At 63.7% G+C, this 26,736-nt stretch carries 27 protein-coding genes; 17 read left to right on the top strand and 10 right to left on the bottom strand.

The window, feature by feature from the left end; translation table 11 throughout:
- Positions 1-23: 23 nt before the first annotated feature.
- Positions 24-179, bottom strand: coding sequence for a hypothetical protein (locus tag AC1D1B_RS08855; protein WP_112560752.1), 156 nt, complete (start codon positions 177-179; stop codon positions 24-26).
- Between the two features lie 390 nt (positions 180-569).
- On the opposite strand from AC1D1B_RS08855, the gene cysS reads away from it, so the two are divergent.
- The 8 genes from cysS (at position 570) to AC1D1B_RS08815 (ending at position 7,768) form a co-directional block, all read left to right on the top strand.
- Positions 570-2,003, top strand: a complete 1,434-nt coding sequence (cysS, locus tag AC1D1B_RS08850; RefSeq protein ID WP_477331247.1) for a cysteine--tRNA ligase — start codon at positions 570-572, stop codon at positions 2,001-2,003.
- Positions 2,000-2,386, top strand: coding sequence for a VOC family protein (locus AC1D1B_RS08845; RefSeq protein ID WP_477331245.1), 387 nt, complete (start codon positions 2,000-2,002; stop codon positions 2,384-2,386). The genes cysS and AC1D1B_RS08845 overlap by 4 nt, the downstream gene beginning before the upstream one ends.
- A gap of 22 nt (positions 2,387-2,408) precedes the next feature.
- Positions 2,409-2,900, top strand: a complete 492-nt coding sequence (locus tag AC1D1B_RS08840) for a GFA family protein (RefSeq protein ID WP_477331243.1) — start codon at positions 2,409-2,411, stop codon at positions 2,898-2,900.
- Positions 2,897-3,373: a GFA family protein gene (locus tag AC1D1B_RS08835; RefSeq protein WP_477331241.1), complete on the top strand. Its 477-nt coding sequence runs from the start codon at positions 2,897-2,899 to the stop codon at positions 3,371-3,373. Before AC1D1B_RS08840 ends, AC1D1B_RS08835 begins: the two co-directional genes overlap by 4 nt.
- An 8-nt stretch (positions 3,374-3,381) precedes the next feature.
- Entirely contained in the window at positions 3,382-4,341 is a 960-nt protein-coding gene (pip, locus tag AC1D1B_RS08830; RefSeq protein WP_477331239.1) for a prolyl aminopeptidase, read from the top strand.
- A 46-nt stretch (positions 4,342-4,387) separates the two neighbouring features.
- Positions 4,388-6,004 carry a citramalate synthase gene (gene cimA, locus AC1D1B_RS08825; protein WP_477331237.1) on the top strand — a complete coding sequence of 539 codons (1,617 nt, stop codon included), beginning with the start codon at positions 4,388-4,390 and terminating at the stop codon, positions 6,002-6,004.
- A gap of 136 nt (positions 6,005-6,140) precedes the next feature.
- A complete protein-coding gene (gene rarD, locus AC1D1B_RS08820) occupies positions 6,141-7,070 on the top strand; it encodes an EamA family transporter RarD (protein WP_477331235.1) in 930 nt (309 codons plus the stop codon).
- Between the two features lie 11 nt (positions 7,071-7,081).
- Complete coding sequence (locus AC1D1B_RS08815; RefSeq protein ID WP_477331233.1) at positions 7,082-7,768, top strand: glutathione S-transferase family protein; 687 nt, start codon at positions 7,082-7,084, stop codon at positions 7,766-7,768.
- Between the two features lie 17 nt (positions 7,769-7,785).
- Here AC1D1B_RS08815 and AC1D1B_RS08810 read toward each other — a convergent pair whose 3' ends face one another.
- Positions 7,786-8,784, bottom strand: coding sequence for a CorA family divalent cation transporter (locus AC1D1B_RS08810; RefSeq protein WP_477331231.1), 999 nt, complete (start codon positions 8,782-8,784; stop codon positions 7,786-7,788).
- Between the two features lie 374 nt (positions 8,785-9,158).
- Positions 9,159-9,449: a muconolactone Delta-isomerase family protein gene (locus AC1D1B_RS08805; RefSeq protein ID WP_477331229.1), complete on the bottom strand. Its 291-nt coding sequence runs from the start codon at positions 9,447-9,449 to the stop codon at positions 9,159-9,161.
- Between the two features lie 110 nt (positions 9,450-9,559).
- Between AC1D1B_RS08805 and AC1D1B_RS08800 the strand changes: the two genes are divergently transcribed.
- Positions 9,560-10,450, top strand: coding sequence for a LysR family transcriptional regulator (locus tag AC1D1B_RS08800; RefSeq protein WP_477331227.1), 891 nt, complete (start codon positions 9,560-9,562; stop codon positions 10,448-10,450).
- Positions 10,451-10,507: 57 nt separating this feature from the next.
- Here AC1D1B_RS08800 and AC1D1B_RS08795 read toward each other — a convergent pair whose 3' ends face one another.
- Complete coding sequence (locus AC1D1B_RS08795; protein ID WP_477331225.1) at positions 10,508-11,119, bottom strand: LOG family protein; 612 nt, start codon at positions 11,117-11,119, stop codon at positions 10,508-10,510.
- Between the two features lie 125 nt (positions 11,120-11,244).
- On the opposite strand from AC1D1B_RS08795, the gene AC1D1B_RS08790 reads away from it, so the two are divergent.
- The 4 genes from AC1D1B_RS08790 (at position 11,245) to AC1D1B_RS08775 (ending at position 15,946) form a co-directional block, all read left to right on the top strand.
- Positions 11,245-12,792, top strand: coding sequence for a LysM peptidoglycan-binding domain-containing protein (locus AC1D1B_RS08790; protein WP_477331223.1), 1,548 nt, complete (start codon positions 11,245-11,247; stop codon positions 12,790-12,792).
- A gap of 252 nt (positions 12,793-13,044) precedes the next feature.
- On the top strand, positions 13,045-13,380 hold the full coding sequence (locus AC1D1B_RS08785; protein WP_477331221.1) for an ArsR/SmtB family transcription factor: 336 nt from the start codon (positions 13,045-13,047) through the stop codon (positions 13,378-13,380).
- Positions 13,381-13,404: 24 nt separating this feature from the next.
- Positions 13,405-15,285, top strand: coding sequence for an ABCB family ABC transporter ATP-binding protein/permease (locus AC1D1B_RS08780; protein ID WP_477331219.1), 1,881 nt, complete (start codon positions 13,405-13,407; stop codon positions 15,283-15,285).
- Between the two features lie 313 nt (positions 15,286-15,598).
- Complete coding sequence (locus AC1D1B_RS08775) at positions 15,599-15,946, top strand: antibiotic biosynthesis monooxygenase (protein ID WP_477331217.1); 348 nt, start codon at positions 15,599-15,601, stop codon at positions 15,944-15,946.
- Here the strand turns inward: AC1D1B_RS08775 and AC1D1B_RS08770 are convergent.
- Entirely contained in the window at positions 15,925-16,815 is an 891-nt protein-coding gene (locus tag AC1D1B_RS08770; protein WP_477331215.1) for an SMP-30/gluconolactonase/LRE family protein, read from the bottom strand. The two genes, AC1D1B_RS08775 and AC1D1B_RS08770, sit on opposite strands and share 22 nt — an antisense overlap.
- A gap of 232 nt (positions 16,816-17,047) precedes the next feature.
- Between AC1D1B_RS08770 and AC1D1B_RS08765 the strand changes: the two genes are divergently transcribed.
- The gene (locus AC1D1B_RS08765) at positions 17,048-18,304 is read left to right on the top strand and encodes a DMP19 family protein (protein ID WP_477331213.1); all 1,257 of its coding nucleotides are present in this window, start codon (positions 17,048-17,050) and stop codon (positions 18,302-18,304) included.
- Positions 18,305-18,313: 9 nt separating this feature from the next.
- Here the strand turns inward: AC1D1B_RS08765 and AC1D1B_RS08760 are convergent, their stop codons facing one another.
- Positions 18,314-18,991: a lysozyme inhibitor LprI family protein gene (locus AC1D1B_RS08760; protein WP_477331211.1), complete on the bottom strand. Its 678-nt coding sequence runs from the start codon at positions 18,989-18,991 to the stop codon at positions 18,314-18,316.
- Between the two features lie 266 nt (positions 18,992-19,257).
- Between AC1D1B_RS08760 and AC1D1B_RS08755 the strand changes: the two genes are divergently transcribed.
- Together AC1D1B_RS08755 and AC1D1B_RS08750 are read left to right on the top strand one after the other, a co-directional pair.
- Positions 19,258-19,956, top strand: coding sequence for a phosphatidylserine decarboxylase (locus tag AC1D1B_RS08755; RefSeq protein ID WP_477331209.1), 699 nt, complete (start codon positions 19,258-19,260; stop codon positions 19,954-19,956).
- Between the two features lie 3 nt (positions 19,957-19,959).
- Positions 19,960-20,775 carry a CDP-alcohol phosphatidyltransferase family protein gene (locus AC1D1B_RS08750; RefSeq protein ID WP_477331207.1) on the top strand — a complete coding sequence of 272 codons (816 nt, stop codon included), beginning with the start codon at positions 19,960-19,962 and terminating at the stop codon, positions 20,773-20,775.
- 156 nt (positions 20,776-20,931) lie between these two features.
- On the opposite strand, the gene AC1D1B_RS08745 is transcribed toward AC1D1B_RS08750, so the two are convergent.
- Positions 20,932-23,148: an AMP-binding protein gene (locus AC1D1B_RS08745; protein ID WP_477331205.1), complete on the bottom strand. Its 2,217-nt coding sequence runs from the start codon at positions 23,146-23,148 to the stop codon at positions 20,932-20,934.
- A gap of 168 nt (positions 23,149-23,316) precedes the next feature.
- Complete coding sequence (locus AC1D1B_RS08740; protein WP_477331203.1) at positions 23,317-23,724, bottom strand: tautomerase family protein; 408 nt, start codon at positions 23,722-23,724, stop codon at positions 23,317-23,319.
- A gap of 113 nt (positions 23,725-23,837) precedes the next feature.
- Here AC1D1B_RS08740 and AC1D1B_RS08735 point away from each other — a divergent pair, with 113 nt between their 5' ends.
- On the top strand, positions 23,838-24,701 hold the full coding sequence (locus AC1D1B_RS08735) for a LysR substrate-binding domain-containing protein (protein ID WP_477331201.1): 864 nt from the start codon (positions 23,838-23,840) through the stop codon (positions 24,699-24,701).
- A 151-nt stretch (positions 24,702-24,852) separates the two neighbouring features.
- On the opposite strand, the gene AC1D1B_RS08730 is transcribed toward AC1D1B_RS08735, so the two are convergent.
- Positions 24,853-25,761: a DMT family transporter gene (locus tag AC1D1B_RS08730; protein WP_477331199.1), complete on the bottom strand. Its 909-nt coding sequence runs from the start codon at positions 25,759-25,761 to the stop codon at positions 24,853-24,855.
- A gap of 52 nt (positions 25,762-25,813) precedes the next feature.
- Entirely contained in the window at positions 25,814-26,701 is an 888-nt protein-coding gene (locus AC1D1B_RS08725; protein WP_477331197.1) for a DMT family transporter, read from the bottom strand.
- Positions 26,702-26,736: the final 35 nt, after the last annotated feature.

Below are 26,736 nucleotides of genomic sequence, written 5' to 3'. Positions count from 1 at the left end.
GGTCGGCGGCCGGGTGGCCTTGCTTATGCAGCGCGGGGCGAAGTGATTTTCGGCGCCGGCTTCTTCTTCTTTGCGGTGTGCAGAAGGGCGGCGACGATCGCGGCCGGGCCGATCGCACGGTAGTGGTTGGCAAGCGCTGGTTGCTTGGCGCGGCTCGATTCCTGCTTGGTTCGTGACATCAATCTCTTCCCTGGTAACATTTCCGTGTCTGCGTTTGCCGGCCGAATCTGACCGAATCGTGACCTCTGGTGAACTAGCCGGCGAATGTTTCATGACTGTGCCGACATGTTTAATAAAATGTTTCAGTGGCTCATGACCTGTGATCCAGCGACGCTTTTGCCGGAAGTTGCGACTTGACGGCAACACCGGCCAAGGCGATAAAGCCGCCCATGAAAACGTTTTTCGCCATTTGTGGCATTTGCATTATTGGCTAGCCTCGCGCTGGTCCGGACGTTTTCGCCTCATCTTTCCCCAGAGTGGACAAACGCCCCGGCCAGCAGGCTGGAGCCCGATTTGTGCTTGGCACAAGGGCGGCTCTAACCAGAACTTAGTTGACCAGAAGGGCACGCATGTCTGACGCATCGAAGGGTCTCAGCCTCTACAACACGCTAACGCGGACGAAGGACGTGTTCGTCCCGATCGACGCTGCGAATGTGCGCATGTATGTCTGCGGCCCGACCGTCTACGACTTTGCCCATATCGGCAATGCGCGGCCGGCGATCGTCTTCGACGTGCTGTTCCGTTTGCTGCGTCATGTCTACGGCGAGGCTGGTGTCACGTATGTGCGCAACATCACAGATGTCGACGACAAGATTAACGCCCGCGCGCTGCGCGATTTCGGTACAGAGATCGCGTCCGGAAAACTGACGCTCAACGAGGCGATCCGCCGCGTCACGGAAAAGACCGCCGACCAGTACCATAGGGATGTCGCCGCACTCGGTTGCTTGCCGCCGACGGTCGAGCCGCGCGCCACCGAGTTCGTGGCGCGCCGCGCCGACGGCAAGGCCGACATGATCACCCTCATCGAGCGTCTGATCGACCGCGGCCATGCCTATGTCGCCGCCGGCGAGGTGCTGTTCGACACCGCCTCGATGCCGGATTACGGAGAACTGTCGAAGCGCAATCTCGACGAACAGCAGGCCGGCGCTCGCATCGCCGTCGATGCGCACAAGAAGAACCCCGGCGATTTCGTGCTGTGGAAACTGTCGTCGCCGGAAGAGCCCGGCTGGGACAGCCCGTGGGGCAGGGGCAGACCCGGCTGGCACATCGAGTGCTCGGCCATGTCGGCAGCCTACCTCGGCGACGTCTTCGACATCCATGGTGGCGGCCTCGATCTGATCTTCCCGCACCACGAGAACGAAATTGCGCAGTCGCGCTGCGCGCATGGCACCGACGTCATGGCCAATGTCTGGATGCACAATGGCTTCCTGCAGGTCGAGGGCCAGAAGATGTCGAAGAGCCTCGGCAATTTCTACGCCATCGCCGAGCTGCTGGAGACTGAGACCTTCGGCGGCCGCAAATGGCCGGGCGAGGTGCTGCGGCTGGCCATGCTGATGACGCATTATCGCGAGCCGATCGATTTTTCCGTGCGCAAGCTGGAAGAGGCTGAGAACACGCTGCGCAAATGGAAACGTGCTGCGGACCTGGCACCGGCGGCCGGAGAAGTGCCGGCGGAAATCGTGGCAGCGCTTTCGGACGATCTCGCCACCTACGCCGCCTTCCAGCAGCTGACGCAGCTTGCCGGCGAGGCGGCGGAGGGTAACGAAGCCGCCGCCTCGCTGAAGGCATCGCTGCTGTTCCTCGGCTTCGATGTCGCTTCGGCAGACGTGGATGAAGACAGCGTCGCAAAGGCTATCGCCAACCGCCTCGCTCTGATCGCTGCAAAGAACTGGGCGGAAGCCGACCGCATCCGCGACGAGCTTCTGGCGCAAGGCGTGCAGTTGAAGGACGGCAAGGACCCGGTCACGGGCGAAAGAATCACCACCTGGGAGGTAAAAAGATGATCGACCATCTTGGCATCAACGTCGCCGATTTCGACGCTTCGAAGGCCTTTTACGATCAGGCAATGGCGCCGCTTGGCGCCTCGCTGATCTACATGGTGCCGCTGGAGTATACCGGCGGCGCCAAGATCGGCGGCTATGGCCGCGACCGGCCGGTGTTCTGGCTGCAGGCCGGCAAGGACGAGCCGAGGACCCATCAGCACGTCGCCTTCACCGCGCGCAGCCGCGCCGAGGTCGACGCCTTTCATGCCGCGGCGCTTACCGCCGGCGGCAAGGACAATGGCGGGCCGGGTCTGCGGCCACACTACCATCCGAACTACTATGGCGCCTTCGTCTTCGATCCCGACGGCAACAATGTCGAGGCCGTCTGTCATGCCCCGGAATAAATATGAAACGGAGTGAGACGCGATGAGCCTCGACAACCGGCCGATCTATACCGGCGGCTGCCAATGCGGTGCGGTGCGCTTCCGTGTCGAGGGCACGCTGGGCGATGCCTCGATCTGCCATTGCCGCATGTGCCAGAAGGCGTTCGGGTCCTTCTACGCGCCGCTGGTTTCGGTGCGCGGCGCCAAGCTCGACTGGACGCGCGGCGAACCGAAATATTTCGCCTCGTCCAGCCATGTCGATCGTGGCTTTTGCGCCAATTGCGGCACGCCGCTGACCTTTACCGCGCCTGATGGCGTTGGTCTCGCCATTGGTGCCTTCGACAATCCGGCTGAAATCGTGCCGCTGATCCAGTGGGGCACAGAGGCAAAACTGCCCTATGTCGATGCCATCCCGCAATTGCCGGGCGAGGACACGATGGCCGACATGTCGTCGGCCCCTTATCTCGCCGAGCTCGTCTCCTACCAGCATCCCGATCACGACACCGAACAATGGCCGCCAGAGGAGAGATCATGACCGATGAAATTCGAACCGGCGGCTGCCAGTGCGGCGCCGTGCGCTTCCGTATCAAGGGCAAGCTCGGCCGCCCGTCCATCTGCCATTGCCGTATGTGCCAGAAACAGTTCGGCTCGTTCTTCGGTGCGCTGGTGACGGTGCCCAAGGACGGCGTCGAATGGGTGCGCGAGGAGCCGACCTATTTCCAGTCGTCGGTCAACATCGATCGCGGCTTTTGCGCCCGCTGCGGCACGCCGCTGACCTATCGCCAGCCGGGCGCGCTGGAGATCGCCATCGGCGCCTTCGACGACCGCTCGGATCTGGCACCGCAGATCCAGGTTAACTACGCGGTCCGGCTGCCCTGGGTGGAGACGATCTTCGATCAGCCCGTGCATCAGGATCCGGATTTCTACACCCGCCAGGAGCAGATCATCTCCTTCCAGCATCCCGACCACGAAACCACGGACTGGCCGGCGCACGGCCTGCAGATATGAGCAATGAAATGAGCAGTGAACTTCGTACTCTTTATCCCGAGATCGAGGCCTTCGAGTCCGGCATGCTCGATGTCGGCGATGGCCACCAGATCTATTGGGAGCGCTCCGGCACCAAAGGCGCCAAGCCGGCCGTGTTCCTGCATGGCGGTCCCGGCGGCGGCTTCTCGCCAAAACATCGGCGGCTGTTCGACCCGAAGCTCTACGACGTCATTCTGTTCGACCAGCGCGGCTGCGGAAAATCGACGCCAAACGCCTCGCTCGACGCCAACACCACCTGGCATTTGGTCGCCGATGTCGAGCGCCTGCGCGAGATGTGCGGCTTCGACAAATGGCTGGTGTTCGGCGGCTCCTGGGGCTCGACGCTGGCGCTTGCCTATGCCGAGAGGCATCCCGACCGCGTGAGCGAACTCGTCGTGCGTGGCATCTACACGCTGACCCGCGCCGAACTCGAATGGTACTATCAGTTCGGCGTCTCTGAAATGTTCCCCGAAAAATGGGAGCGTTTCCAGGCGCCGATCCCGCAAGCCGAGCGCGGCGACATGATGGCCGCTTACCGCAAGCGGCTGGTCGGCTCCGACCGCAAGGCGCAGATGGAAGCCGCCCTTGCCTGGAGCCTGTGGGAAGGCGAGACGATCACCTTGCTGCCGGAGCCGGAGACCAGCGACAAGTTCGGTGAGGACGACTTCGCCATCGCCTTTGCCCGCATCGAGAACCATTATTTCGTCCACGCCGGCTGGCTAGAGGAAGGGCAATTGCTGCGCGATGCGCATAAGCTGAAGGACATCCCCGGCACCATCGTCCATGGCCGCTACGACATGCCGTGCCCGGCGCGCTACGCCTGGGCGCTGCACAAGGCGTGGCCGAAGGCGGATTTCCACCTCATCGAAGGCGCCGGCCATTCCTATTCGGAGCCGGGGATCCTCGATCGGTTGATCAGGGCAACGGACAAGTTCGCAGGAAAGAAATGACACCGGCCTTCGGGCCAGAGGAGGGTGCGCAGGCACCCGCGCAGCCATGACAAAGCAACGCCTCCATCTCTTCGACACCACATTGCGCGACGGCCAGCAGACGCCGGGCATCGACTTTTCCGTCGAGGACAAGATCGCGATCGCAAAGCTGCTCGACGAGTTCGGCATGGACTATGTCGAGGGCGGCTATCCCGGCGCCAATCCGACCGACACCGCCTTCTTCCAGCAGAAGCGCACGGCGAAGGCAAAGTTCGTCGCCTTCGGCATGACCAAGCGGGCAGGGGTGTCGGCGTCCAACGATCCGGGTCTGGCGGCGCTCGTGCAGTCGAAGTCCGACGCCATCTGCTTTGTCGCCAAGAGCTGGGACTATCATGTCCGCGTCGCGCTCGGCTGCACCAATGAGGAAAATCTCGACTCCATCAAGACTTCCGTCGAAGCAGCAATCGCTGTCGGCAAGGAGGCGATGGTCGATTGCGAGCATTTCTTCGACGGTTTCAAAGCCAATCCGGGCTACGCACTCGCTTGTGCGAAAACCGCCTACGATGCCGGCGCACGCTGGGTGGTGCTGTGCGACACCAATGGCGGCACGCAGCCCTCGGAAGTCCACGCCATTGTCGATAAGGTCATCGCCGACGGCATCCCCGGTGACCATCTCGGCATCCATGCCCATGACGACACCGGCCAGGCGGTGGCGAATTCGCTGGCCGCCGTCGAGGCCGGCGTGCGCCAGATCCAGGGCACACTGAACGGCATCGGCGAGCGCTGCGGCAACGCCAATCTGGTCTCGATCGTGCCGACGCTGGCACTGAAGCCGGCCTTCGCCGACCGGTTCGAAACGGGCATTTCGGCCGAGGCGCTGACCGGCATCTCGCGCCTTTCGCGTGCCTTCGACGAATTGCTCAACCGCGCGCCGGAAGCGCAGGCGCCCTATGTCGGCGCCTCGGCCTTCGCCACCAAGGCCGGCATCCATGCCTCGGCGCTGGCCAAGGAGCCGGCGACCTATGAGCATGTCGAGCCGCAAGCCGTCGGCAACCGCCGCCGCGTCATGGTCTCCGACCAGGGCGGCAAGGCCAATTTCCTTGCCGAATTGAAGCGTCGCGGCATCGACGTGCCGAAGGACGATCACCGTCTCGACGCGCTGATCTCGGTGGTCAAGGAACGCGAGGCCGAGGGTTACGCCTATGAAGGCGCCGATGCCTCCTTCGAGCTCTTGGCGCGCAAGATGCTGCACGGCCTGCCGGAGTTCTTCAACGTCACCTCGTTCCGCTGCATGGTCGAGCGCCGCTTCGATGCCAATGGCCAGTTGAAGACGGTCTCCGAAGCCATCGTCAAGGTGATGGTCGAGGGCGAGGAGAAGATGTCGGTGGCCGAAGGCCATGGCCCGGTCAACGCGCTCGACATTGCGCTGCGCAAGGATCTCGGCAAGTTCCAGGGCGAGATCGCCGACATGGAGCTGGCCGACTTCAAGGTGCGTATCCTCAATGGCGGCACCGAGGCGATCACGCGCGTCCTGATCGAATCGCATGACGGCACCGGCGCCCGCTGGTGGACGGTCGGCGTCTCGGAAAACATCATCGACGCCTCGTTCCAGGCGCTGATGGATTCGATCGTCTACAAGCTGATGAAGAACCGCGACATGGCGGGGCTGGTGGCAGCGGAGTAGGACCGGCCCCCTTTCCTCGCCCGCCACACGGGGGCGAGTAACTGCTCTACGACCGTCCACCCATCAGAAAAAATCCATTGATCCATCAGCAATTTGGGATGGTTTTGAGCACCCCGCTGGCGCATAGCGTTGGCCCATGGCCAGCGAAACGATCCAGTCCGACGCAGACTCCAAAGCCCGCAGCGGCTTCCTGCTGGCGCTGGGCGCCTATCTGCTATGGGGGCTGTTGCCCTTCTACATGAAGGCGGTCGCGCATCTGCCGCTGATCGAGGTAATCGCCCACCGCATCGTCTGGTCGGTGCCGATTGCCGCTGCAGTGCTGGTCTGGGCCGGCCGCACGGCCGATTTCAAGGCAGCGATCCGCTCGCCGCGCAGCATCGCCATGGCGGCACTGACGGCGACGCTGATTTCGGTCAACTGGGCCATCTATGTCTGGGCGATCTCGGTCGACCGCACGGTCGAGACCGCACTCGGCTACTACATCAACCCGCTTGTCGTCATCGTTGTCGGCGCACTGGTGCTCGGCGAGAAACTCGACCGGCTGCAAATCGCGGCCGTGGCACTGGCAGGGGTCGCGGTCGCTGTGCTGACCATCGATGCCGGCAAACTGCCCTGGGTGTCGCTGGCGCTGGCGTTTTCCTTCGCCGCCTATGGTTTTTTCCGCAAGACGCTGCCGATCGGTCCGAGCCAGGGCTTTCTGCTCGAAGTGCTTTTGCTGTCGGTGCCGGCGCTTGGCTACATCATCTTCCTGATCGCCACCGGCCAGGATCATTTCATCTCCAGCAACGGCACCGACACGGCATTGCTGATCGGCTGCGGACCGATCACCTCGGTGCCGCTGCTTTTGTTCGCCTTCGGCGCCAAGCTGCTGCGCCTCTCCACCATCGGCATCATGCAGTATATCGCGCCGACCATGGTGTTCCTGATCGCCGTGCTGATCTTCGACGAGCCGTTCGGCACCACGCAGGCGATTGCCTTCGCGCTGATCTGGGCGGCGTTGGCGATGTATTCCTGGTCGATGTTTCGTGGCCGTGAAATCCGCCCGGTGGCTGTGGCCGCGAAATAGGGTCTCCTTCCATGTACGTGCTGCATATCGCCAACAAGAACTATTCGTCATGGTCGCTGCGGCCATGGGTTCTGATGCGTACCCTCGACATTCCGTTTGAGGAGCGGCTGACGCCGTTCCCGACCGGATCGAGCTGGGACCTCTACCGGCCGTTTTCACCCAGTGGGCGTGTGCCTTGCCTGGTCGATGACGGCTGGGCTGTCTGGGATTCGCTGGCTATTGCTGAGTATCTCGCCGAGCACCACCACGGTGTGTGGCCGGTCGAGGCCAAAGCACGCGCCTGGGCACGTTCGGCCGCCGCCGAAATGCATTCGAGCTTCACTGCCTTGCGCGGTGCTTGTCCGATGAATTGCGGCGTTCGTGTAAAACCGTTCCCGATGTCCGATGCGCTGAAGCAGGATCTCTTCCGGTTGGGCGATCTCTGGAATGATGGTCTTGCCCGGTTCAGCGGGCCGTTCCTTGCAGGCGGCCATTTCACCGCCGTCGATGCCTTCTTTGCTCCGGTGGCGTTCCGCGTGCAGTCCTATGGGCTCTCTTTCGAAGGGGCAGCTGCCGCCTATCCCGCGCAATTGCTGGGGCTACCGGCGATGCAGGAATGGTATGCGGCGGGCCTCGCAGAGACCTGGCGGGAGCCGGACCATGAGACGGAGGTCGCTGCCGCCGGCACCGTCACCGAAGATCTTCGCGCCACGGCATGAAGTCAGCCTGACGGACCCTACATGCGCCCGAGCCGCCTGACGAACAGATAAGTCGCCGCCGCGATAACGGTTGCGATGGCCGTCACCACCCAGAATCCCATCGACGTGTTGACCAGCGGCAGGCCGCCGACATTCATGCCGAACAGGCCCGAGATGATGGTCATCGGCAACAGCACAGCCGTCATCACCGACAGCACATAGAGCAGCTGGTTCGACTGCATCGTTAGCTTGGCCATCAATTCGTCCTGCAGCAGCCTTGTGCGCGCCTGCAACTGCTCGCCGTCGTGATAGAGCGTGTGCGCCCGGTGCGAGAGCCTTGTCGCCATGTCGTTGATCGGGTCAGGCAGCTCATTGCGATGCGAATGGTCGAGATGGCGGAACAGGTTTGTGAGCGTCGCCATCTGCCGGTGGATGACCACGAGCTGACGGCGCGCCTCGACCAGCGACTGCCGCTCGCTGTGCCAGGCATCGCGCACGATGCGGTCCTCAATGCCGTCCAGCGTATCGCCAAGGCCGTGGAGCTCGGCCGCCATGCCGTCGAGCGACTGGCCCATGACCGCCTCGATCAGGTCGGCCGGGGAGCGGAATTTGCGCGATCCGCTGTCCACCGCCTTGCGGACGAGATCGACCGATTCCAGCGGCTGCTTGCGCGCGCCGATCAGCGTCTTGTCATTGAGGGCGAAGCGGAAATGACCGAGCCCGCGCGCCTCCGCCGAATAGTCGTGGCGCAGATCCGGCAGATCGCCGTAGAGCCAGTCGTCCTCGAGATCGATATGGCAGCCCTGGCTCGCGCCGAGGAAAGCTTCGCGCACCGGCGCCGGCAGCGCCGCCTCGGCGGCGATCTCGCGGCGGGCGCGCAGGTCGGACAGCTGGTAGCTGCGCCATGTCCACGCAGCCTGTGCCTCCTCCTTGGTACGCAGGCCCTCGGCAGTGAAATGATAGATGAAGAACAGCCCGTGCTCGTCGGGCAGGTAAGGCGACAGGGGAGTGCCTTCCGCGTTGAGAGCGATGTTCACGGCTCGCCTCGCCAGATCCAGATTTCGACTACGCCGACGCGCGGATGCCGGCCCCTCTTTCGTAACACGAGGCAGGCGGGTTCCGTGTGACAGTTTCTTGACAGGCGATCACAGTCTGTCGATCAGCAGAGCCGGCGTCAAAGATCCTTGCGGAACAGATGCAGGCGATGCAACGGCTTCGCATTGGACTTCTGCTTCTGGGCGAGGCTGGCCTTGTTGCTGTCGCCTGTCCAGGTGTTGCAGCATCGCGGCTAATGCCGGCGAAGAGGGCACGACAAGGCAGTATTGAGTAGATTATTTGGCCGCATTTGGCGTGGAGGCTAGCAAATAGCCGGCGGCCTGGATTGCCGCCGGCTGCGTGGTTGCGGTGAGGATCAGCGCTTTGGCCCGAACCCGGGGTAGGGCGCGAGCGGCACCACTGCGGCAACGTCCATCATGCCGGCCTTGACCAGCGGCAAGGTGGCGAGGTGGCCGCGCACGTCGGTGTCGCTGCCGGCTTCGAACATCATGCCGCTGCCCGGAATATCGCCGCGGTTCCAGACCTGGCGCACGGCGCCTTCGGCATAGAGCGTACGGCGCTGTTCGGCCTCGCCGGGCAGCAGCGGCGCGAAATCGGCATCGCTGAACTTTTCGGTGTTGCGGGTGAGAAGGGCAAAGAACTGCATTTCTGTCTCCTGGGGTTGCGATGCCCGAACTATTGCTGCCGCTGGTCAGACTGTCCAAGACTGATTAGGCTAAAGTTGAGACCTCTCAGGACATTCAGAGGTGGATGAAAATGTTCGACCTGCGTCAGCTCCGCTATTTTGTCGCCGTGGCCGAAGCCGGCACTGTCGGCCGCGCCGCTGAACTCCTGCACATCTCGCAATCGCCGCTGAGCCGCCAGATCATGCAGCTCGAGGCGCAGCTTGGCGTTACCCTGTTCGAACGGGCAAAGCAGCGCGTCCATCTCAATGCCGAAGGCAAGGCGTTTTTGGCGGAGGCACAGGCGCTGCTCGCCAATGCAAGGCGTCTGGAGGAGCTCGGCCGTAACCTTGCCAGCGGTGCGGTCGGGCGGCTCACCATCGGCTATGTCGAGGGCGCGGTGCATGCCGGCCTCGTCAGCCGGATGTTGCGGCAGTTTCGCCGCGACCGGCCGGATTTTCATCTGCAGTTGAAGAACCAGCGCTCGGCCGTGCAACTCGAAGGATTGCGTCAGCGTTCGCTCGACCTCGGCTTCGTCTATGGCCCGCCCGCCGCTGACGATCCCGATCTCGCCGGCATGCTGGTCAGACGCGAGCCGCTGGTGCTGGCGATGCCGCAAAATGATCCGCTCGCCGCCGTCGCCGACATCCGGCCTGAGCATCTCGACGGCCGCGTCTGGATCACGGTGGTACGCCAGCCCGACGACACCAACCGCGCTCAGTTCCTGGCCGCCTGCGCCAAGGCCGGCTTCCTGCCCGACATTGCCTATGAGACGGCCGACCCCCTGACCTCGCTCGGCCTGGTCAGCGCCGGGCTTGGCCTGGCGACGGTTCAGGCCAGCCTGCAAAGCGCGGCACCTTCAGGGATCGTGTTTCGCGATCTGCCGTGGTTCGAGCGCACGGTCTCGATCCATCTGGCATGGCGGCGGCAGGACAAGCGGGCGGTGATTGCGGAGTTGCGGAAGGCAGTAGGCAGTAGGCAGTAGGCAGTAGGGGTTGCCGTTTCTCGGCAGTCTATTCCCTATTCCCTACTGCCTAAGCCCTCACATCTTATCAATCACCGACTGCATGCCTTCTGTCGGCGCATCGACCGACGAGCCCGCCACCATGATGGCGGCGACGATGGCTTCGGGGTCTTCGACCACCAGCGGTTTGACCCGCTGCGCGGTGTGAATGAAGCCTTCGCTCGACATATGGTCGATCAGCGCCAGCATCGGATTCCAGAACCCTTTGACGTTGGCGAAGACGATCGGCTTGCGGTGATGGCCGAGCTGGCCCCAGGTCATCACCTCGACGATCTCCTCGACCGTGCCGATACCGCCGGGCAGCGCCACAAAGGCGTCGGATTTTTCGAACATCTTGTGCTTGCGCTCGTGCATGTTGTCGGTGATCAACAGCTCGTCGAGCCGGTCAAGCGCGGTTTCGGTCGCCTCCCTGTTGATGAGGAAGCGCGGAATGATGCCCGTTACCTTGCCGCCGGCCTTGAGCGCGCCTTCGGCGACGGCGCCCATAATGCCTTTGGTGCCGCCGCCGTAGACCAGCCGCAGGCCGGATCTGGCGAGTGAGCGGCCAAGCAGATGTCCGGCCTTGGCGTAGATTTCATCGCGGCCCGGAGACGAGCCGCAGTAGACGCAGACGGATCGAATCGTGTTCATGCGTGATTGGTGATTGGGTCTGAATGCGGGGTCAAGCCCCAGAGGCTGACAAGCCTGGGCTTTTTCTTGTCGGTTCCGGCAAAACACGCTAGACCGGCGTTAGGTGGCTAAGGGGTAGGGGAAATATGGCTGTTAATCCACTGAAGGCGTTTCTGTTCGCGGCGGGTGGGACCGTCGCGGTCATTGGAACCGCCTATGTATCGGGCGCACTCGACCCGTATCTCAATCCCACGCCGCCGGCGGAGATTGCGTCGCTGACACCGCCGGCTGACCCCGGGACCGAGGGAAGGCTGCCGCCGGCGCCTGCTGCCCCGACCGACGCCAAGGCTACGCCGGCACCGGCGCCTGCCGACGCAACAGCTCCTGCGACAGAAGCCGCCGCTCCGGCAGCACCCGCCGCTGCACCGGCTGTGGCCGGCCCGGTTGTGCCGAGCTTCGATGTCGTGCGCGTCGAAAGCAACGGCTCGATCGTCGTTGCCGGCAATGCCGCGCCCAATTCGAAGGTCGAAATCCTCAATGGCTCGACAGTGCTCGGCTCGACGGTCGCCGGCCCGGACGGCGCCTTCGTCATCGTCCTCGACGATCCGCTCAAGCCCGGCGACTATACGATCGCGTTGCGTTCAACGGTCGGCGATGTCGTAACGCCTGCGGTGCAGACCGCCGTCGTTTCGGTTCCCAAGGATGCCGCCGGCCAAGTGCTGGCGATGGTCGAGGAGCCGGGCAAGCCGGCCGAGCTGCTGACCGTTCCCGCGCCCGAGACCAAGCCTGCGGCAACGGCTGCCGGCGATCAGGCCGCTGCTCCCGCTACCGAGGCGCCTGCCGCGACCGCGCCTGCCGCCCCGGCCGAAACTGCGCCCGCCGCTCCGGCTGCGGTGGATGCCGCAGCGGCTCCGGCGGCACCGGCCCCGGCAGCAACGCCGCCGGCTGCGGCGGTGGCCGAACCCAAGATCGTCGTCGAGGCGGTCGAGATCGACGGCAACAAGATTTTCGTCGCCGGTCTGGCTGACGCCGGCCGCAAGGTGCGCGCCTATGCCAACGATATCCTGCTCGGCGACGCGCTGACCTCGCCGGACGGCCACTTCCTGGTCGAGGCGATGCGCGACATCCCGGTTGGCAGCTACACCATCCATGTAGACGGTCTCGATGCCGACGGCGTGAAGGTCGTGGCCCGCGCCGCCGTGCCGTTCGAGCGCGAACCTGGCGAGACGATCGCCGCAGTTGCGCCCGCCGAGACCAAGCCTGCCGACGCAAAGCCGGCCGCACCGGCTGCTGCCGAGGCGCCGGCCGCTCCCACAGCGCCAGCCACGGTCGCGGTTGCCCCGGCAGAGCCCGCACCAGCTACCGGCGCACCGGCGGCCGCCGCGGAGGCTCCGGCTGTGGTTGCTGCCGCTACGCCCGAGGCGCCTGAGACGGTTGCGCCGAAACTCGAACATGCCGACGGCGCCGTCATCATCCGCCGCAACGACACGCTGTGGCAGATTTCACGGCGGGTCTACGGTCACGGCGTGCGCTTCTCGACCATCTATCTCGCCAATCAGGACCAGATCAGCGATCCCAATCGCATCTGGCCGGGACAGGTGTTCAAGGTTCCGGAAAAGTCGAAGGAAGGCGAAGCCGCCGACCTCAAGGCGATGGGCGAGCAAGCGACGAAGGCGCCGACCAAGACACAGTAGGCGATTGGCTAATCTCCCCCCTCGTGGGGGAGATGCCCGGCAGGGCAGAGGGGGGCGCTGTCCAGCCGGCCTGTCGGTCAATCCCAAGCGATGTATTCCATTCGGCTGATAAGATTGCCGACCATAGAAAGGTCGCGTTTCTTCGCGCCCCCTCTGTCCTGCCGGACATCTCCCCCACGAGGGGGGAGATTGCCGATCTACCCATCGGGTTAGCTTGCCCCATCATCGTTCATCGTCTATCGCCGATGAACGATGACAGACTCGCTCGCTGAACCAGACCACGCAAACTGCGCACCACCAGCCAGCCGCGCCGTTGCGGCTCGCTTCGCGGCCCTCTCGCATCCGGCGCGCATCGAGATTCTCAAACATCTCTCGGCCAGCCGTTCGTGCTGCTGCCGCGAGGTCGTCGATCACCTCGACCTTGCGCAATCGACAGTGTCCCAGCATCTGAAGATCCTGGTCGAAGCCGGCCTGGTCCGCTTCCAGCCCGACCGTCAGCGCTCGCGCTATGAAGTCGACCGCACGGCGCTCGCGGACGTTTCCGCATCGCTGACCGCGCTCGTCAATTCCTGCTGCTCCGGCCGCTGACCTCTCACCCAAAAGGCAAGAAAAGTGGCAGAAAAAACCGTTTCCGATAGCTCGACCTTCGGCACCTTGCGCAATCTGTGGCCGTATATGTGGCCGGCCGACCGCGCCGATCTCAGGGCGCGCGTCACCTGGGCGACGCTGCTTCTGGTCGTTGCCAAGCTGACACTGGTTGCCGGTCCGTATTTCTTCAAATGGGCGACCGATGCGCTGGCAGGTGACGCCAAGTCGCCGCCGCCGCTGCCGTCCTTCCTGCTGGCGCCTGTCATGCTGGTCGTCGCCTACAATGTCGTGCGGCTGGTGCAGCTCGGCTTCAACCAGTTGCGCGATGCACTGTTTGCCCGCGTCGGCCAGTATGCGGTGCGCCAGCTCGCCTTTCGCACCTTCGTCCACATGCACCAGCTGTCGCTGCGCTTTCACCTCGAGCGCCGCACCGGCGGCCTGTCGCGCATCATCGAGCGCGGCACCAAGGGCATCGAGACGATCGTGCGCTTCATCATGCTCAACACGGCGCCGACCATCCTCGAATTCGCGCTGACCACCGGCATCTTCGCCTACACCTATGGCTGGAAATATGTGGCCGTGGTGGCGGCCACTGTCTGGCTCTATGTCTGGTTCACGGTCCGCGCCAGCGACTGGCGCATCTCGATCCGCCGCGACATGAACGACAGCGACACCGACGCCAACACCAAGGCGATCGACTCGCTGCTCAATTTCGAGACGGTCAAATACTTCAACAACGAAGCGATGGAAGCCGAGCGCTTCGACCGCTCAATGGCGCGCTATGAAATGGCGGCGACCAGAATCTGGACCTCGCTCGGCTGGCTGAACTTCGGCCAGGGCATCATATTCGGCCTCGGCACCGTCATCGTCATGTGCATGTCGGCGCTGGAGGTGCAGGCCGGCACGCAGACCGTCGGCGATTTCGTCTTCATCAACGCCATGCTGGTGCAGCTTTCGGTGCCGCTCAATTTCATCGGCTTCATCTACCGTGAAATCCGCCAGGGCCTGACCGATATCGAGCAGATGTTCGACCTGCTCGACGTGCCGCAGGAGATCACCGACAAGCCGGATGCAAAGCCGCTCGCCGTCTCGGCCGGCAAGGTCGAGTTCCGCGACGTGCATTTTTCCTATGATCCCAACCGCAAGATACTGAAGGGTGTCTCCTTCGAGGTGCCGGCCGGCAAGACGGTGGCCATCGTCGGCCCGTCCGGCGCCGGCAAGTCGACCATTTCCCGGCTGTTGTTCCGCTTCTACGACGTCCAGGGCGGCCAGGTGCTGATCGACGGCCAGGATGTCCGTGATGTGACGCAGGAGAGCCTGCGCGGTGCGATCGGCATGGTGCCGCAGGACACCGTGCTGTTCAACGACACCATCGCCTACAACATCCGCTATGGCCGCGTCGGCGCCAGCGAGGCGGATGTCGAGAAGGCCGCCGAGCTTGCCCAGATCGGGCCGTTCATCGCGCGGCTGCCGGAAGGTTATCGCTCGATGGTCGGTGAGCGCGGGCTAAAACTGTCGGGCGGCGAAAAGCAGCGCGTGGCGATCGCCCGCACCATTTTGAAGGCGCCGCCGATCCTGATGCTCGACGAAGCGACCTCGGCGCTGGACAGCCACACCGAACAGGAAATTCAGGCCGCGCTCGACCTGGTCAGCAAGGGTCGCACCACCATCGTGATTGCCCACCGGCTGTCGACGGTGATCACCGCCGACGAGATCATCGTGCTCAAGGACGGCCAGATCGCCGAACGCGGCACCCACGCCGAACTGATGCGCAAGCACGGCCTCTACGCCTCGATGTGGGACCGCCAGCGCGAGGCGACGGAGGCCGAAGAGAGGCTGCGGATTGCACGGGAGAGCGACGAGCTGGGTGTGATCGTGCGCAGAAGGACCTCGGAGGTGAGCTAGGGGCGGTGGAGCGCCAATCTCCCCCCTTGTGGGGGAGATGCCCGGCAGGGCAGAGGGGGCGCTGTCCCGCTGACTTTTGCATCTTTAAATTGCATCTCGACTTTTGGATGCTTGGCGTTCACCAGGCGTAGGCGATGCTTCACGCCCCCCTCTGTCCTGCCGGACATCTCCCCCACGAGGGGGGAGATCGGACGTCGCCCACGATTTCGCCAATCCTCATGGTTTTCCCTCTTGACCTCAACCTAAGTTGAGATCGCAAACCCGTTCCTGAGCCACCGAACCCACGTCGTTCAAGAACGGAGACAATTTGAAAATGGATCAACTCAATCAACAGCATGACAATGGCAGCGTGTTCCGGGTCGACAAGTTCGTCGTGCCTGTCGAAGCCCGGCAGGAAATCCTCACCAAGGTCAGGATGACACATGAGTTGCTGCGCCAGCAGCAGGGTTTCGTGCAGGATTTCCTGCTTGAGCAGTTCTCCGGTCCGGGTGAGTTCAACCTGGTCACCATCGTCGAATGGGAAAGCCAGGCGGCCGTCGACAAAGTGGTGCGGATCGTCAATGCTGCGCATGAGCGCGTCGCTTTCAACCCACAGGAGACCATCGCCCGGCTTGGCGTGAAGGCCGATATCGCCAACTATCAGCGTCTGCCTGAACTATAGGACGGCCAGCCGACGCCAGGTGCGGGCGCTTCGGCGCTCCGCACCTGGCCGGTGCGGGCGTCGCTGATCATGTGTTCGAAGCCACGCCATTCGGCGGCGGTGATAAACAGTGTCCTGCCGTCCGGCCCGCCCAGCATGCAGGCAAAGCAGCCGCGATCGACAGTAACTGTCTGTAGCACTTCACCACCTTCGCGCACCCGCACACAGCGCTTGTTGGGGACGTCCGCATACCAGGCCGCGCCTTCGGCATCGAGGCAGATGCCGTCGGGAAAGCCATCGAGATCGGCCCAGACGCGGCGGTTGGAAAGGCTGCCATCGGCAGCGATGTCGAAAGCGGTCAGCCGGTTGGCGTGCGATTCCGCGATGATCAGCGTCTTGTTGTCCGGCGTCACCGCCATGCCATTGGCAAAGGCGATGTTTTCGGCCACTTGCCGGATTGTGCCGTCCGGCGTGATCAGCACAATGGTGCCCGGCCCGAAATGCTCTCCCGCAGCCGGCGCCGGCCCGCCGCCATTGACATAGATGTTGCCACGCCCGTCGACGACGATCTCGTTCCACGGGCTGTTCGACAGCGACCGGAGATCGGCATGGGTGCCCAGCGTTCCATCCGCCTCCTGCCGCAGCAGCAACCCTTCGCGCCCCGAAATGACCAGCAGCCGTCGATCCGGCAGCCAGTCGACGGAATAGGGCAGGATCGCCGGCACGGTGAGCATCACCTCGCTCTTGCCGTCTTCATCCACCGCGACGATCTCACCGGTTCCCCAGTTGCAGACCCACAGCCGCCCATCATGCCAGCGCGGCGATTCGCCGAAAGCGAGGCCTTGTGTAATGACCTTGGCGTTCAAGGCGACTGATTTCGACGATGGCATTGCTGACCCCTTGGTTTGTCAATTCGGCATTGTCGCGAAGCGCTTTCCTGCCAAGGACGTGTGAGCCTATGCCGCCCCGACATGACCGTCGGAAATTTGCGCAAACCATCGTGCGGATGCCGCTTGCAAATTTGATCAGATCGGAGTGCCTTTCCTCCTTGAGGGCAGCTGATATTGTCGCGTCGGAAAGTAACCCCTCCGCGCAAGCTTTCCGGCCAAGAAAGTATTTTCGATGTTCGGCTTCTTTTCTCGCAAATCCAAGAAAACGCCCGAGAAGGCGGCATCAGATTCTGGAAAGCAGTTGGAATTCGGCCTACCGTTGCCGGTCGTCGTACTGCGTTCGAACGTCGAGGAGGCTGATGAAGAGCCGTTTTTTCTCGTCTTCGCTGTCATGCAATTCGTCATAGCGATGGTTTCGAAGGGACTCTATCGTTATCCCGAAATCGACCCCAAGGCGATGCAGGCCGTTCATGCCGACTCATACTCTTCGGAGGTAAAGAATGGCGGCCATAGTCAATTCATCCACAATGCCGGGCAAGAAATCGGTGCCATGATTGCCAACGCACGAGCTGGACTCACTGCTTGTGGAGCAAAGGGCCAACTTGCGACTCTGGAAAAGATGTCCGGCTGGATTGCAGACCATCCCGACGAAGCCGCCGAGCAGACGGGCTTCGAGGGCGGGCGGGATGATTTTCTCGATACACTTGATCATGCGTTCTACGTTGCTGATGAGGCCGCGCCCATGGAGAAGCTTTTGGCGCGCTGGATCGCGTCATGGCCTGATCTGCAAATTGTCGGGAATGACGATTACGAGGATGTCATACAGCGGTTGGTGATCGCCAATCCACAGCGCGAAGGCAGGCTTCTTCATGAGTCGATCAGCAAACTGGTCAGCCAGATGTTGAGCCCGCGCGACGTCGGTGCCGGCCTCGCCTGCGCAGCGATATCGCCATCGGAGATCAAACTGGGGTTCGGAATGGCAAGAATGCTGGATGTCGGAGGCGAAAAGCAAATGGTCTTTCAACTCCGCACCGACGCGAATGAGCTCCGGCTATGCGCAGCAACAAAGGCAAACGTAACCGTTTACGAGTATATCCCCCCTGACGATCCACCGGTCATGCGCCCAGGTGAGAACTTGTTGGGAGCTTATGCACCTAGGATCGGGATGCCGCTTGGACGCGCGGAGGAGTCAGAGGTTGAGACAGTAGTCCAACTGACGGAACAAAATCATGCGCCGGTCGCTGTCGACTTCCTGCTGCGCAAGGCCGGCTTCGATCCGCTGGGTGCCATCGTTTCAGCCAACTCTGTGGTGCAAACGGCGGAAGGGCCAGTGGTGAATTGGGTGGTGCTGGCGTCTGACCGGACCTTCCTCTCCCTGTCTTCGCCGAATGGCAGTGTGCTCTTACGTGGCGAGGATTACGAAAAGCTCGCCGAGGCTACGATGCCTGAACTCGACGCCCACTTCGATCGCTCAGCTGCGGCGGGCTAGCTACGGAGCCTACTGTTTTTCGCTCAGGAAGAACGTGCCGTCGGCATGGCCGTTGGCGCCGCATGATGGCGGCTCCGATCTGTCGTCCTTGCCGGTGCCGTCCTGCTCGACGGTGAGCGCATCACCATCGCGGCGAAAGGTGAAGACGAACCCGGTTGGCTTGTCGTTGTCGCCGGTGTCGACCAGCCGCAGGGTCTTGCGCTTCTCGACCGTGCCACCGATGTCGCACGCACCGCTTCCCGAGACAGGATTGGTGACGATCTCTGCCGAAATCTCGAGCTTGCCGGCGCCTGCTGCCTTGATGTCGACGCTGCCGCGCACGCTGCTCCATGTGCCGATGAGACCGGCATCCGCCGGCTTGCGGATGCCGGTCAGGAAGGCCGCGCGGTCACGCAGGAATTCGCCGAGATCGAAAGTCTGCTGCTCCTTGGGCGTATTCTCGTTGAACTCGGCGATCTGGTCGCGATATGCGATGAAATCGCTCTGGTCGTCCCGCAGCGCCCTGCCGGCAGGAGCATCGAGCGTCTTCAGCAGCGCGGCATAATTCTTCGCTACGTCGGCATCGGCTTGCGCAAGAGTCGGATCTGCGCAGATCGCCTTTTCCGCGACACTCGCGGCCTTGGCGCAGTCGAAGGACGGCTTGCCTTGCGCCGCTGCGTGGTCGCTCGCTGCCAAGAGTACGGTCAAAACGGCACCGATGGCTGCCAATTGCGTGGCAGTGAGGTGTGCTTTCCCTGTTTTCGGGATCATGGGCAGTCGGCCTTTTCACCGCGCGTTCAGCCAGCGGTGGCTTGAATTCTGGCGGCAAAGCCGCCGACAGGCAAGCACATCGCCGTTGCTGCCGGCCGTGGCCAATGCAGCCTTGCCCAATGTTGCGTTGCGACGACGGAGCCTTTCCGGTATTGAGGCCGGACCTGAAACAGGGACTGCCCCCATCCCATGAGCTCCACCCAATGAGCCTCGTCGACTCGGTCAAGAATGCCTTCGTTCCGATCCATCGCGAGGGCTATCCGTTCATTGCCGCCTTCGGCGCGGGCACGCTGTTCCTCGGCTATTTCTCCTCGGTGCTGTTCTGGATCGGCCTGATCCTGACCGCCTGGTGCGTCTATTTCTTTCGCGATCCCGAGCGTGTCACGCCGGTCGACGACCGGTTGGTGGTCAGCCCCGCGGACGGCATCATCTCGGCGGTCGGGCCGGCCGTGCCGCCGCGCGAGCTCGGCCTCGGCAACACCGAAATGACCCGCATCTCGGTGTTTATGAACGTCTTTTCCTGCCACGTGAACCGCGCGCCCGTGCGCGGCCGCATCACGAAAATCGAGCACCGGCCGGGCAAGTTCCTCAACGCCGAACTCGACAAGGCAAGTTCGGAAAATGAGCGCAACGGGCTGGTCATCGACAGCCCCAACGGCACCGTCGTCGCCGTGCAGATCGCCGGCCTGGTGGCGCGGCGCATCGTCTGCTGGGCCGAGACCGGCGGTTCGATCGCCATCGGCGAACGCTTTGGCCTGATCCGCTTCGGCTCGCGCGTCGACGTCTTCCTGCCTTCGACCGCGGTACCGCGCGTTGCCGTCGGCCAGACCGCGGTCGGCGGCGAAACCGTGCTTGCCGAATTCGGCGGCATCGCCGCAACGCCGCTCGTCAGGATCTCGTAAGCGGTGGGCGCGCCCTTCAAAAAATTCGAGGCACACGGCAGCGGCGGCCCGCGCATCCGCGAAATCCCGATGCGCATGGTGCTGCCCAATCTGGTCACCGTGCTTGCCATCTGCGCCGGCCTGTCCGGCATCCGCTTCGGCTTCGAAGGCCGTTTCGAACCGGCAGTGGTGATGGTGCTGCTTGCCGCTTTCCTCGACGGCATAGACGGCCGCCTGGCGCGCATGCTGAAGGCGACCTCCAAATTCGGTGCGCAGATGGATTCGCTCGCCGACATCGTCAATTTCGGCGTCGCCCCGGCTCTGGTGCTCTATGCCTTCCTGCTCGACCGCGCGGGCTCGCCGGGCTGGATCGCGGTGCTGCTGTTCGCCATCGCCTGCGGCTTAAGGCTGGCGCGCTTCAACGTGCTCGATGAGGACCACGATCGCCCGATCTGGCAGAGCGAATATTTCGTCGGCGTGCCGGCGCCGGCGGGCGCCGTGCTGGTCATGCTTCCGCTCTATTTGTCGTTCCTGCGCGTTGGCGTTGAGCCCAGCCGCCCCGCCGCCTTCGTCGCCACCGGCTTCACCATCCTGGTTGCCTTCCTGTTGGTCAGCCGGCTGCCGGTCTATTCCGGCAAAAGCCTGAAAGTGCCGGGCGACAAGGTGCTGCCGATCATCCTCGCGGTGGTGCTCTACGTGCTGCTGCTGATGACCTATCCCTGGTACACGCTGACCGCCTCGGTCGCCGGTTATCTCATCTTCCTGCCGTTCAGCGTGCGGGCGTATTCCAAGCGCGCCAAGCGCGAGGGCGAGAAAGTGCCGCCTTCGGATATCGGCTGAATTCTCCCCCCTCGAGGGGGAGATGGCCGGCAGGCCAGAGGGGGTCGCCGCGCGTGAAGCGCTAGCCTTCTCTTCGCTGCAAACGGCGTTGCGTCCCGTCGAACCGACCCCCTCTGTCGCCTTCGGCGACATCTCCCCCTCAAGGAGGGAGATACGCTACGCCGCCACACCCAGCTTTTCGATCGCCAGCTTCCGCGTCGAGACGTAATCGGTCTTGCCGGAGCCCAGCACCGGGATTTCCTCGACCTTGACGATGTCGTTGGGCACCATCAACTCGGCCGCCCCGGCCTGCTTGCCGAACTTGCGCAACTCTTCCGCATCGGCGTCGTCGGCGGTGGTGACCAGCACGATGCGCTCGCCGCGCCTTTTGTCCGGCACCGCGACCGCGGCATGGCGCTCTTCCGGCCACAGCGATTGCACCAGCATTTCGACCGCGCCCAGCGACACCATTTCGCCGGCGATCTTGGCGAAGCGTTTTGCCCGGCCGCGAATGGTGATGAAGCCTTCGCGATCGACAGAGACGATGTCGCCGGTGTCGTGCCAGCCGTCCAGCGGCTGCAATTCGCCGGGACGGTCCGCCGTCATGTAGCCCATCATCAAATTCGGCCCGTCGAGCCACAGGCGGCCGGCATCCTCGATGCCCTCGACCGGTTCGAGCTTCATGCGCATCGCCGGCAGCAGCCGCCCGACCGTGCCGTCGTGGCCATGGATGGCGGTGTTGACGGCAACCACGGGTGCGGCCTCCGTCAGCCCGAAGCCCTCGATGATCGAAGCATCGAAGCGCTCACGGTAGAGGCGCCGCGTCTCCGGCTTCACCGCTTCGGCGCCGGCAACGACGAAGCGCAGGCTGGAGAAATCGCCGTCCTTGGCGGTGCGGGCGTAGTTGGCGAGAAACGTGTCGGTGCCGAACATGATGGTCGGCTTCACCTTGCGCGCGATCTCCGGGATGATCTTGTAGTGCAGCGGCGAGGGGTAGAGGAACAGTTTTACGCCGGTCACCAGCGGCAGGATGGTGCCGCCGGTCAGGCCGAAGGAATGGAAAACCGGCAGCACGTTGAGCAGGATGTCGGACGGCGAAATGGTGACGCGTGCCTCGGCTTGCATGGCGTTGGCGTGAAGATTGCGGTGCGACAGCACCACTGCCTTGGGCGTGCCTTCCGAGCCTGAGGTGAACAGGATCACCGCCGGCTTGGCCGCATCCTGCCGCTGCAGCGGGAACCGCCACAGGGCGGCGGCTGCGAGTTTCTCCAGTGTGGTGACGCTTGCGCGCACATCCTCCAGCCACAGCATCTTGGCGCCGCCGGCCTCGACCGCGGCGATGATGTCGGCGAGCGCAGCCTTTTCGACAAATGCGCGCGACGAGATGACGGTGCGGATGACAGCCGTGCGCACCGCGGCGGTGACGCTGGCAGGCCCCGCCGTGTAGTTGATCATCGCCGCCACCCGGCCAGCCGAAAGCAGGCCGACGAAGGACAGCACCACGCCATTGGCATTGGGCAGCAACAGCCCGACCGCTTCGCCGGGCGCTGTCATAGCCTCGAAACGGCGGCCAAGCACGCGCGCGCCGATGAACATTTTTCGGTAGCTGAGCGAGCCGCTGATCACGTCCTCAATGATCGGATGCGAGGCGCCGGTGCAATCGGCTGCATCGCGCATGGCCAGGAACAGGCCGCGATCGAGGTTGCTGCCATAAAGCCTGGCCTCGGCGATGCGATCGAACAGCGCATTGGTGTTGGAGGCCTGGTCGGGATTGCGCGCCGCCAGCTCGGCAATCGTCATCGGCTCCAGCACGCTGATCGACAGTTTCGGGAACCAGTGGCGGGGCGCCCGGTCTTTTGGCGTCAAGGAAACCGGCAGGTCGCGTGCGCCGGCGACGAAGATCGGCACGATGCGGGCGTCGGCCTGCATGGCGATGCGGGTGACGGCGCGAAAGAGGCGAAATGACTTCACATCGGGCTCGACGGCATCGGGCAGATAGACGGCAAGCCGGCCCTTGCCCCTCAGCACGCGCACCAGCCTGCGGCTGACGAAGAGATGCTCGGCATTGAAGGCGATGGTGCGGCCAAGCTCGCGCCACGGCTCCAGCCAGGGCGAGCGCGCCGAGGCTTCGTCGAGGATGTGCAGCGTGTCGTCGGGCAGCAGCGACAGCATCAGCGCCGGCTCGAAGCGCGACTGGTGCGAAACCACATAGATCACCGGCGTCGGCGTATTGCGCGCAATGCGGATGCGCCGGTCCTCGATCCGGTAGGCGAGCTTGAACGGCACGTAGAGCAGCGCCTGGGTGAAGCGCAGGTCGAGGCGAAACGTCTCGATCGCGCCAATCAGCAGCCAGGCCAGCACGAGGCCTGCAAGCAGCGCCAGTGTCAGGATCATGCCGCGTCTCTCCCAACGTTCCGGTATCGCGGCTCTTCGTCCGCTTCGGGGGCAGAGGGTAACGCAATGGGGGGCAAGGTCAATGTAGAGCGTTTTTCCTTCTCCCCGTTCACGGGGAGAAGGTGCCCGAAGGGCGGATGAGGGGCGGCGCTGTCTTCGTTGGCTCCCTCACGCCGCCTTAAGCCGCCCACTGATGAACCGAAACTCCTGGCTCTTGCCGCCATAGCCATAAGCGGCGGCTGGAACCTCGTGCACGAAGGCGTAGCTCTCCTCATGCACGCCACCCAGCAGCCCACCAAAGGCGCCAAAGATCGCCTTCAGATATGCCTCCAGCTCCAGCTTGGTGTTGGTGCCGTCGACCACCTTGATGTCGAGCCAGAAGGTGTTGGCGCCGTGCTCGGCCAGCGACTTGCCGCCGGCGAACCAATGCTGCGGGTCGACATAGCTGACGGCGACGGCGGTAATCGTCGGGTCCTTGCGCAGATGGGTCGCCGTTAGTTCGGTGACTTCCTTGGCGATAGCAGCGGACAGTTTTGCGTTGGGCTTGCCGGTGACGCTGACATTGATGATCGGCATTTTTCTCTCCTTTTGGTTGAGCGGCGTCTGTTTGCCGTTGGAGAGACCATGTCACGACCTTAGAATCAAAAAAATCGAATTGTTTCGAATAAAAGGTTCTGTATTGTCGAAGTATGCAAGCGCTCGACCCCGATTTACTCAAAACCTTCCTGGCCTTTGTCGATGGCGGCTCGCTGGCGCAGGCTGCGTCTGTTGTCGGCCGCTCGCCGTCGGCGGTCACCGCCCAGATGCAGCGGCTGGAGGAGATCGTCGGCGAACCGCTGCTGGTGGTGCAGGGGCGCGGGCGCGGCCTGACGCCGGCCGGCGAGGATCTGGTCGGCCATGCACGCCGCATCCTTGCCGTGCACAGCGAGGCCTGGCTGGCGCTGAAGGGGGCGCGCGCCGCTGGCCGCGTCGCCATCGGCACGACGCAGGATTTCGCCGACAGCGGCCTGCCGGAGCTGCTGCGCGCCTTTGCAACCAGCCATCCGCGCGTCAGGATCGAACTGCGCGTCGGCCGCTCGGCCGAGCTTGGCGAGGCGCTGCAGGCCGGGCAGCTCGATCTGGCCATTGTCATGCGCAAAACCCCGGCCAATGACGAAGTCGGGCTGTTCAGTGAGCCGATGCTGTGGCTGTGCTCGCAAAAGGGGCTTGCCGTGCGGGAAGAGGAATTGCCGCTGGCGCTGCTCGACCCCTATTGCGGCTTTCGCGAGGCCGCTCTTGCAACCCTCGATGCCGCCGGCCGCCGCTATCGCATCGCCGCCGGCAGCGCCAGCCTTGCGGGCCTGCGCACCGCGGTCAATGCCGGCATTGCGCTGACCTTGCGCACGGCGCGATTTGCCCATTCCGGTATCGTCGAAGCGCCGCGCGAGCTCGGCCTGCCGCCGGTACCGATGGCGCAATTCGCCATCCGGCTCGGCCAGGGCGCCGAGCGGCCGGCGCGCGACCTTGCCGCCTTGCTCAGCGACAACCTCGCTTTGCCCGGCCTTACCAGCTGATTTCCCCTAGCAGTCTGATTTTCAAAGAAAAAGCCGACCTTTACGGTCGGCTTTGAGGAAGACGGGTCGAGGGGTTTGGGGGGACTTGGGGGGTGACCCGTCGCACCAATAATGCCCGAGTCGAATGATGGTTCCATGACTCCGAAAATAATTATGGGGTTGCCGCACTTTTTCTCGCCACCAGCCAGTCGCGCCCCGCATGGGCAAAAACCGCGCACAGCACGATGCCGCCGCCGATCAGGCTGGCGGCCGGCGCGATCTCGCCGAGGAACAGGAAGGCGAACAGGATCGCGAACGGCACTTCGGCCGCACCGAGCAGGCCGGATTCGGGCGCCGGGATGAGCCGCGAACCTTCCGTCCACAGGATCGACGCCGCTGCAAACGATCCCCCGAAGGCGATAAGCAGCACGGCGTCACGGGCCGACACCGCCAGCGGGTCGGTAACGAACCAACCGAACACGAACAGCAGGAACGCCGACACCGCGCCCGCCCACACCACGGGCGTGTCGCGGAAGGCGCGCACCATGATCATGTAGAGCGCGCTGCCGGTGGTCATCAGCAGAGCGAGCCCGTCGCCGAACAGATGGCCTGTGCCGAAGCCCGAGCCGACCATGATCGCCACGCCGCACAGGGAGACGGCAGCGGCAACAAGCGTCTGCGCACGGAACGGCTCGCGCACCAAAACGAAGGCGAGCAGCGCGGTGATGAAGGGCGCGGTGGCGTAGATGACCGCGACATTGGCGACATAGGTGAATTTGAACGCCGAGATGAAGGCGATGCTGGCCGCGGCGCCCTCGATCGCCAGCAACCAGCCGCGCCAGCCGAGCCTGAGGCTTTCCCGCACGCCGGAGCGGCGCCGGCGCCACAGCACATAGAAGGTGATCAGGATCGAGCCGACAAAACCGCGCCAGCAGGTGATGGTCAACGGGTCGGCATGGATCGATTTGGTCAGCACGCCGGTGAGGGCGAAGAAAGCCGCCGACGCCGACACCAGCGTGATGCCGAGTGTGCGCTCGGCGGCGGTATCGGTGGTGCCTGGGCTAGCGAGAGTTTCCGTCATCTCAGCAGGCTATCCGCCTCCTCCTGCCACCATTCTGTCAGCACAGGGATACTCATAGCCGCTTGCGGAAATGCTCGTTGCCGATGATCAGCAAGCCGGCGCCGACGATCAGCGCCGCACCCAGAAACACCTCGCGGCGTGGCACATCACCCCAGATGGCGAAGCCGAGCCCAAAAGCCCAGACCAGCGAGGTGTATTCGAATGGCGCCACGATCGACACCGGCGCCCGCTTCATGCCTTCGAACAGCATAAATTGCGCCACGCCGCCGAGCGCGCCGACGCTGATCAAAAGCATCAGCTGGTGCCAGTCCGGCATCTGCCAGACCAGCAGTGCCGGCACCGCAGAAAACACCAGAAAGTAGAAATTGTTCAGCACGAGCTGGATCAGCGTGCGCTCGGCCATCGCCGTCTTGCGCAACAGCACCACGGCGATGCCCCACAGCACCGCTGCCGCCAGCACCAGCAGCATCGGCGCGGACAGGCCGAGATGGGCCGGGTCGCAGGCGATGAAGACGCCGACAAAGCCGATGAACACCGCCAGCCAGCGCAGCAGCGGCACCTTCTCGCCAAGCATCACCACCGACAGCACGGTGACGATGATCGGCGCGGCGTAATAGATGGTGGTGAGTTCGGCCAGCTGCAGCGATCGGGCGGCGTTGTAGTAGCAGAGCCAGGCGCCCAGCGTGAAAGCGCTTCGCAGCAGCATAGGCCGCACGATGGGCGAGCGCGCCGCGTCAGTAAAGAGGCGCGGCCCGCCGATCGCCGCACAACCGATAAGCACGGTGATCGAGCGGAAGAACATGATCTGCCAGACGCTGATACCGACGACCAGCAGCTTGATCGCCGCGTCCTGCGTCGAAAACAGGAAATAGGCGCAGCCGGTGAACAGAATGCCGGCAAGCACCCTTTCGCGGGTTTCCAATATGGCGACATCGGCCATGCTGCATCGGCCTGTTCAGAAGGAAAGTTGAAGGC

It is taken from the genome of Mesorhizobium sp. P2_C5_2 (assembly GCF_056404535.1).
This window is presented reverse-complemented; position numbering and strand designations above follow the sequence as displayed.

Coding starts and splice junctions, on each gene's coding strand:
- AC1D1B_RS08840 (WP_477331243.1), top strand. CDS start 2,409: ATGAGCCTCGACAACCGGCCGATCTATACCGGCGGCTGCCAATGCGGT.
- AC1D1B_RS08795 (WP_477331225.1), bottom strand. CDS start 11,119: ATGAACACGATTCGATCCGTCTGCGTCTACTGCGGCTCGTCTCCGGGC.
- AC1D1B_RS08735 (WP_477331201.1), top strand. CDS start 23,838: ATGCAAGCGCTCGACCCCGATTTACTCAAAACCTTCCTGGCCTTTGTC.
- AC1D1B_RS08835 (WP_477331241.1), top strand. CDS start 2,897: ATGACCGATGAAATTCGAACCGGCGGCTGCCAGTGCGGCGCCGTGCGC.
- AC1D1B_RS08775 (WP_477331217.1), top strand. CDS start 15,599: ATGGATCAACTCAATCAACAGCATGACAATGGCAGCGTGTTCCGGGTC.
- AC1D1B_RS08815 (WP_477331233.1), top strand. CDS start 7,082: ATGTACGTGCTGCATATCGCCAACAAGAACTATTCGTCATGGTCGCTG.
- rarD (WP_477331235.1), top strand. CDS start 6,141: ATGGCCAGCGAAACGATCCAGTCCGACGCAGACTCCAAAGCCCGCAGC.
- cysS (WP_477331247.1), top strand. CDS start 570: ATGTCTGACGCATCGAAGGGTCTCAGCCTCTACAACACGCTAACGCGG.
- AC1D1B_RS08785 (WP_477331221.1), top strand. CDS start 13,045: ATGACAGACTCGCTCGCTGAACCAGACCACGCAAACTGCGCACCACCA.
- AC1D1B_RS08770 (WP_477331215.1), bottom strand. CDS start 16,815: ATGCCATCGTCGAAATCAGTCGCCTTGAACGCCAAGGTCATTACACAA.
- AC1D1B_RS08790 (WP_477331223.1), top strand. CDS start 11,245: ATGGCTGTTAATCCACTGAAGGCGTTTCTGTTCGCGGCGGGTGGGACC.
- AC1D1B_RS08725 (WP_477331197.1), bottom strand. CDS start 26,701: ATGGCCGATGTCGCCATATTGGAAACCCGCGAAAGGGTGCTTGCCGGC.
- AC1D1B_RS08740 (WP_477331203.1), bottom strand. CDS start 23,724: ATGCCGATCATCAATGTCAGCGTCACCGGCAAGCCCAACGCAAAACTG.
- AC1D1B_RS08845 (WP_477331245.1), top strand. CDS start 2,000: ATGATCGACCATCTTGGCATCAACGTCGCCGATTTCGACGCTTCGAAG.
- cimA (WP_477331237.1), top strand. CDS start 4,388: ATGACAAAGCAACGCCTCCATCTCTTCGACACCACATTGCGCGACGGC.
- AC1D1B_RS08765 (WP_477331213.1), top strand. CDS start 17,048: ATGTTCGGCTTCTTTTCTCGCAAATCCAAGAAAACGCCCGAGAAGGCG.
- AC1D1B_RS08800 (WP_477331227.1), top strand. CDS start 9,560: ATGTTCGACCTGCGTCAGCTCCGCTATTTTGTCGCCGTGGCCGAAGCC.
- AC1D1B_RS08855 (WP_112560752.1), bottom strand. CDS start 179: ATGTCACGAACCAAGCAGGAATCGAGCCGCGCCAAGCAACCAGCGCTT.
- pip (WP_477331239.1), top strand. CDS start 3,382: ATGAGCAGTGAACTTCGTACTCTTTATCCCGAGATCGAGGCCTTCGAG.
- AC1D1B_RS08805 (WP_477331229.1), bottom strand. CDS start 9,449: ATGCAGTTCTTTGCCCTTCTCACCCGCAACACCGAAAAGTTCAGCGAT.
- AC1D1B_RS08730 (WP_477331199.1), bottom strand. CDS start 25,761: ATGACGGAAACTCTCGCTAGCCCAGGCACCACCGATACCGCCGCCGAG.
- AC1D1B_RS08755 (WP_477331209.1), top strand. CDS start 19,258: ATGAGCCTCGTCGACTCGGTCAAGAATGCCTTCGTTCCGATCCATCGC.
- AC1D1B_RS08745 (WP_477331205.1), bottom strand. CDS start 23,148: ATGATCCTGACACTGGCGCTGCTTGCAGGCCTCGTGCTGGCCTGGCTG.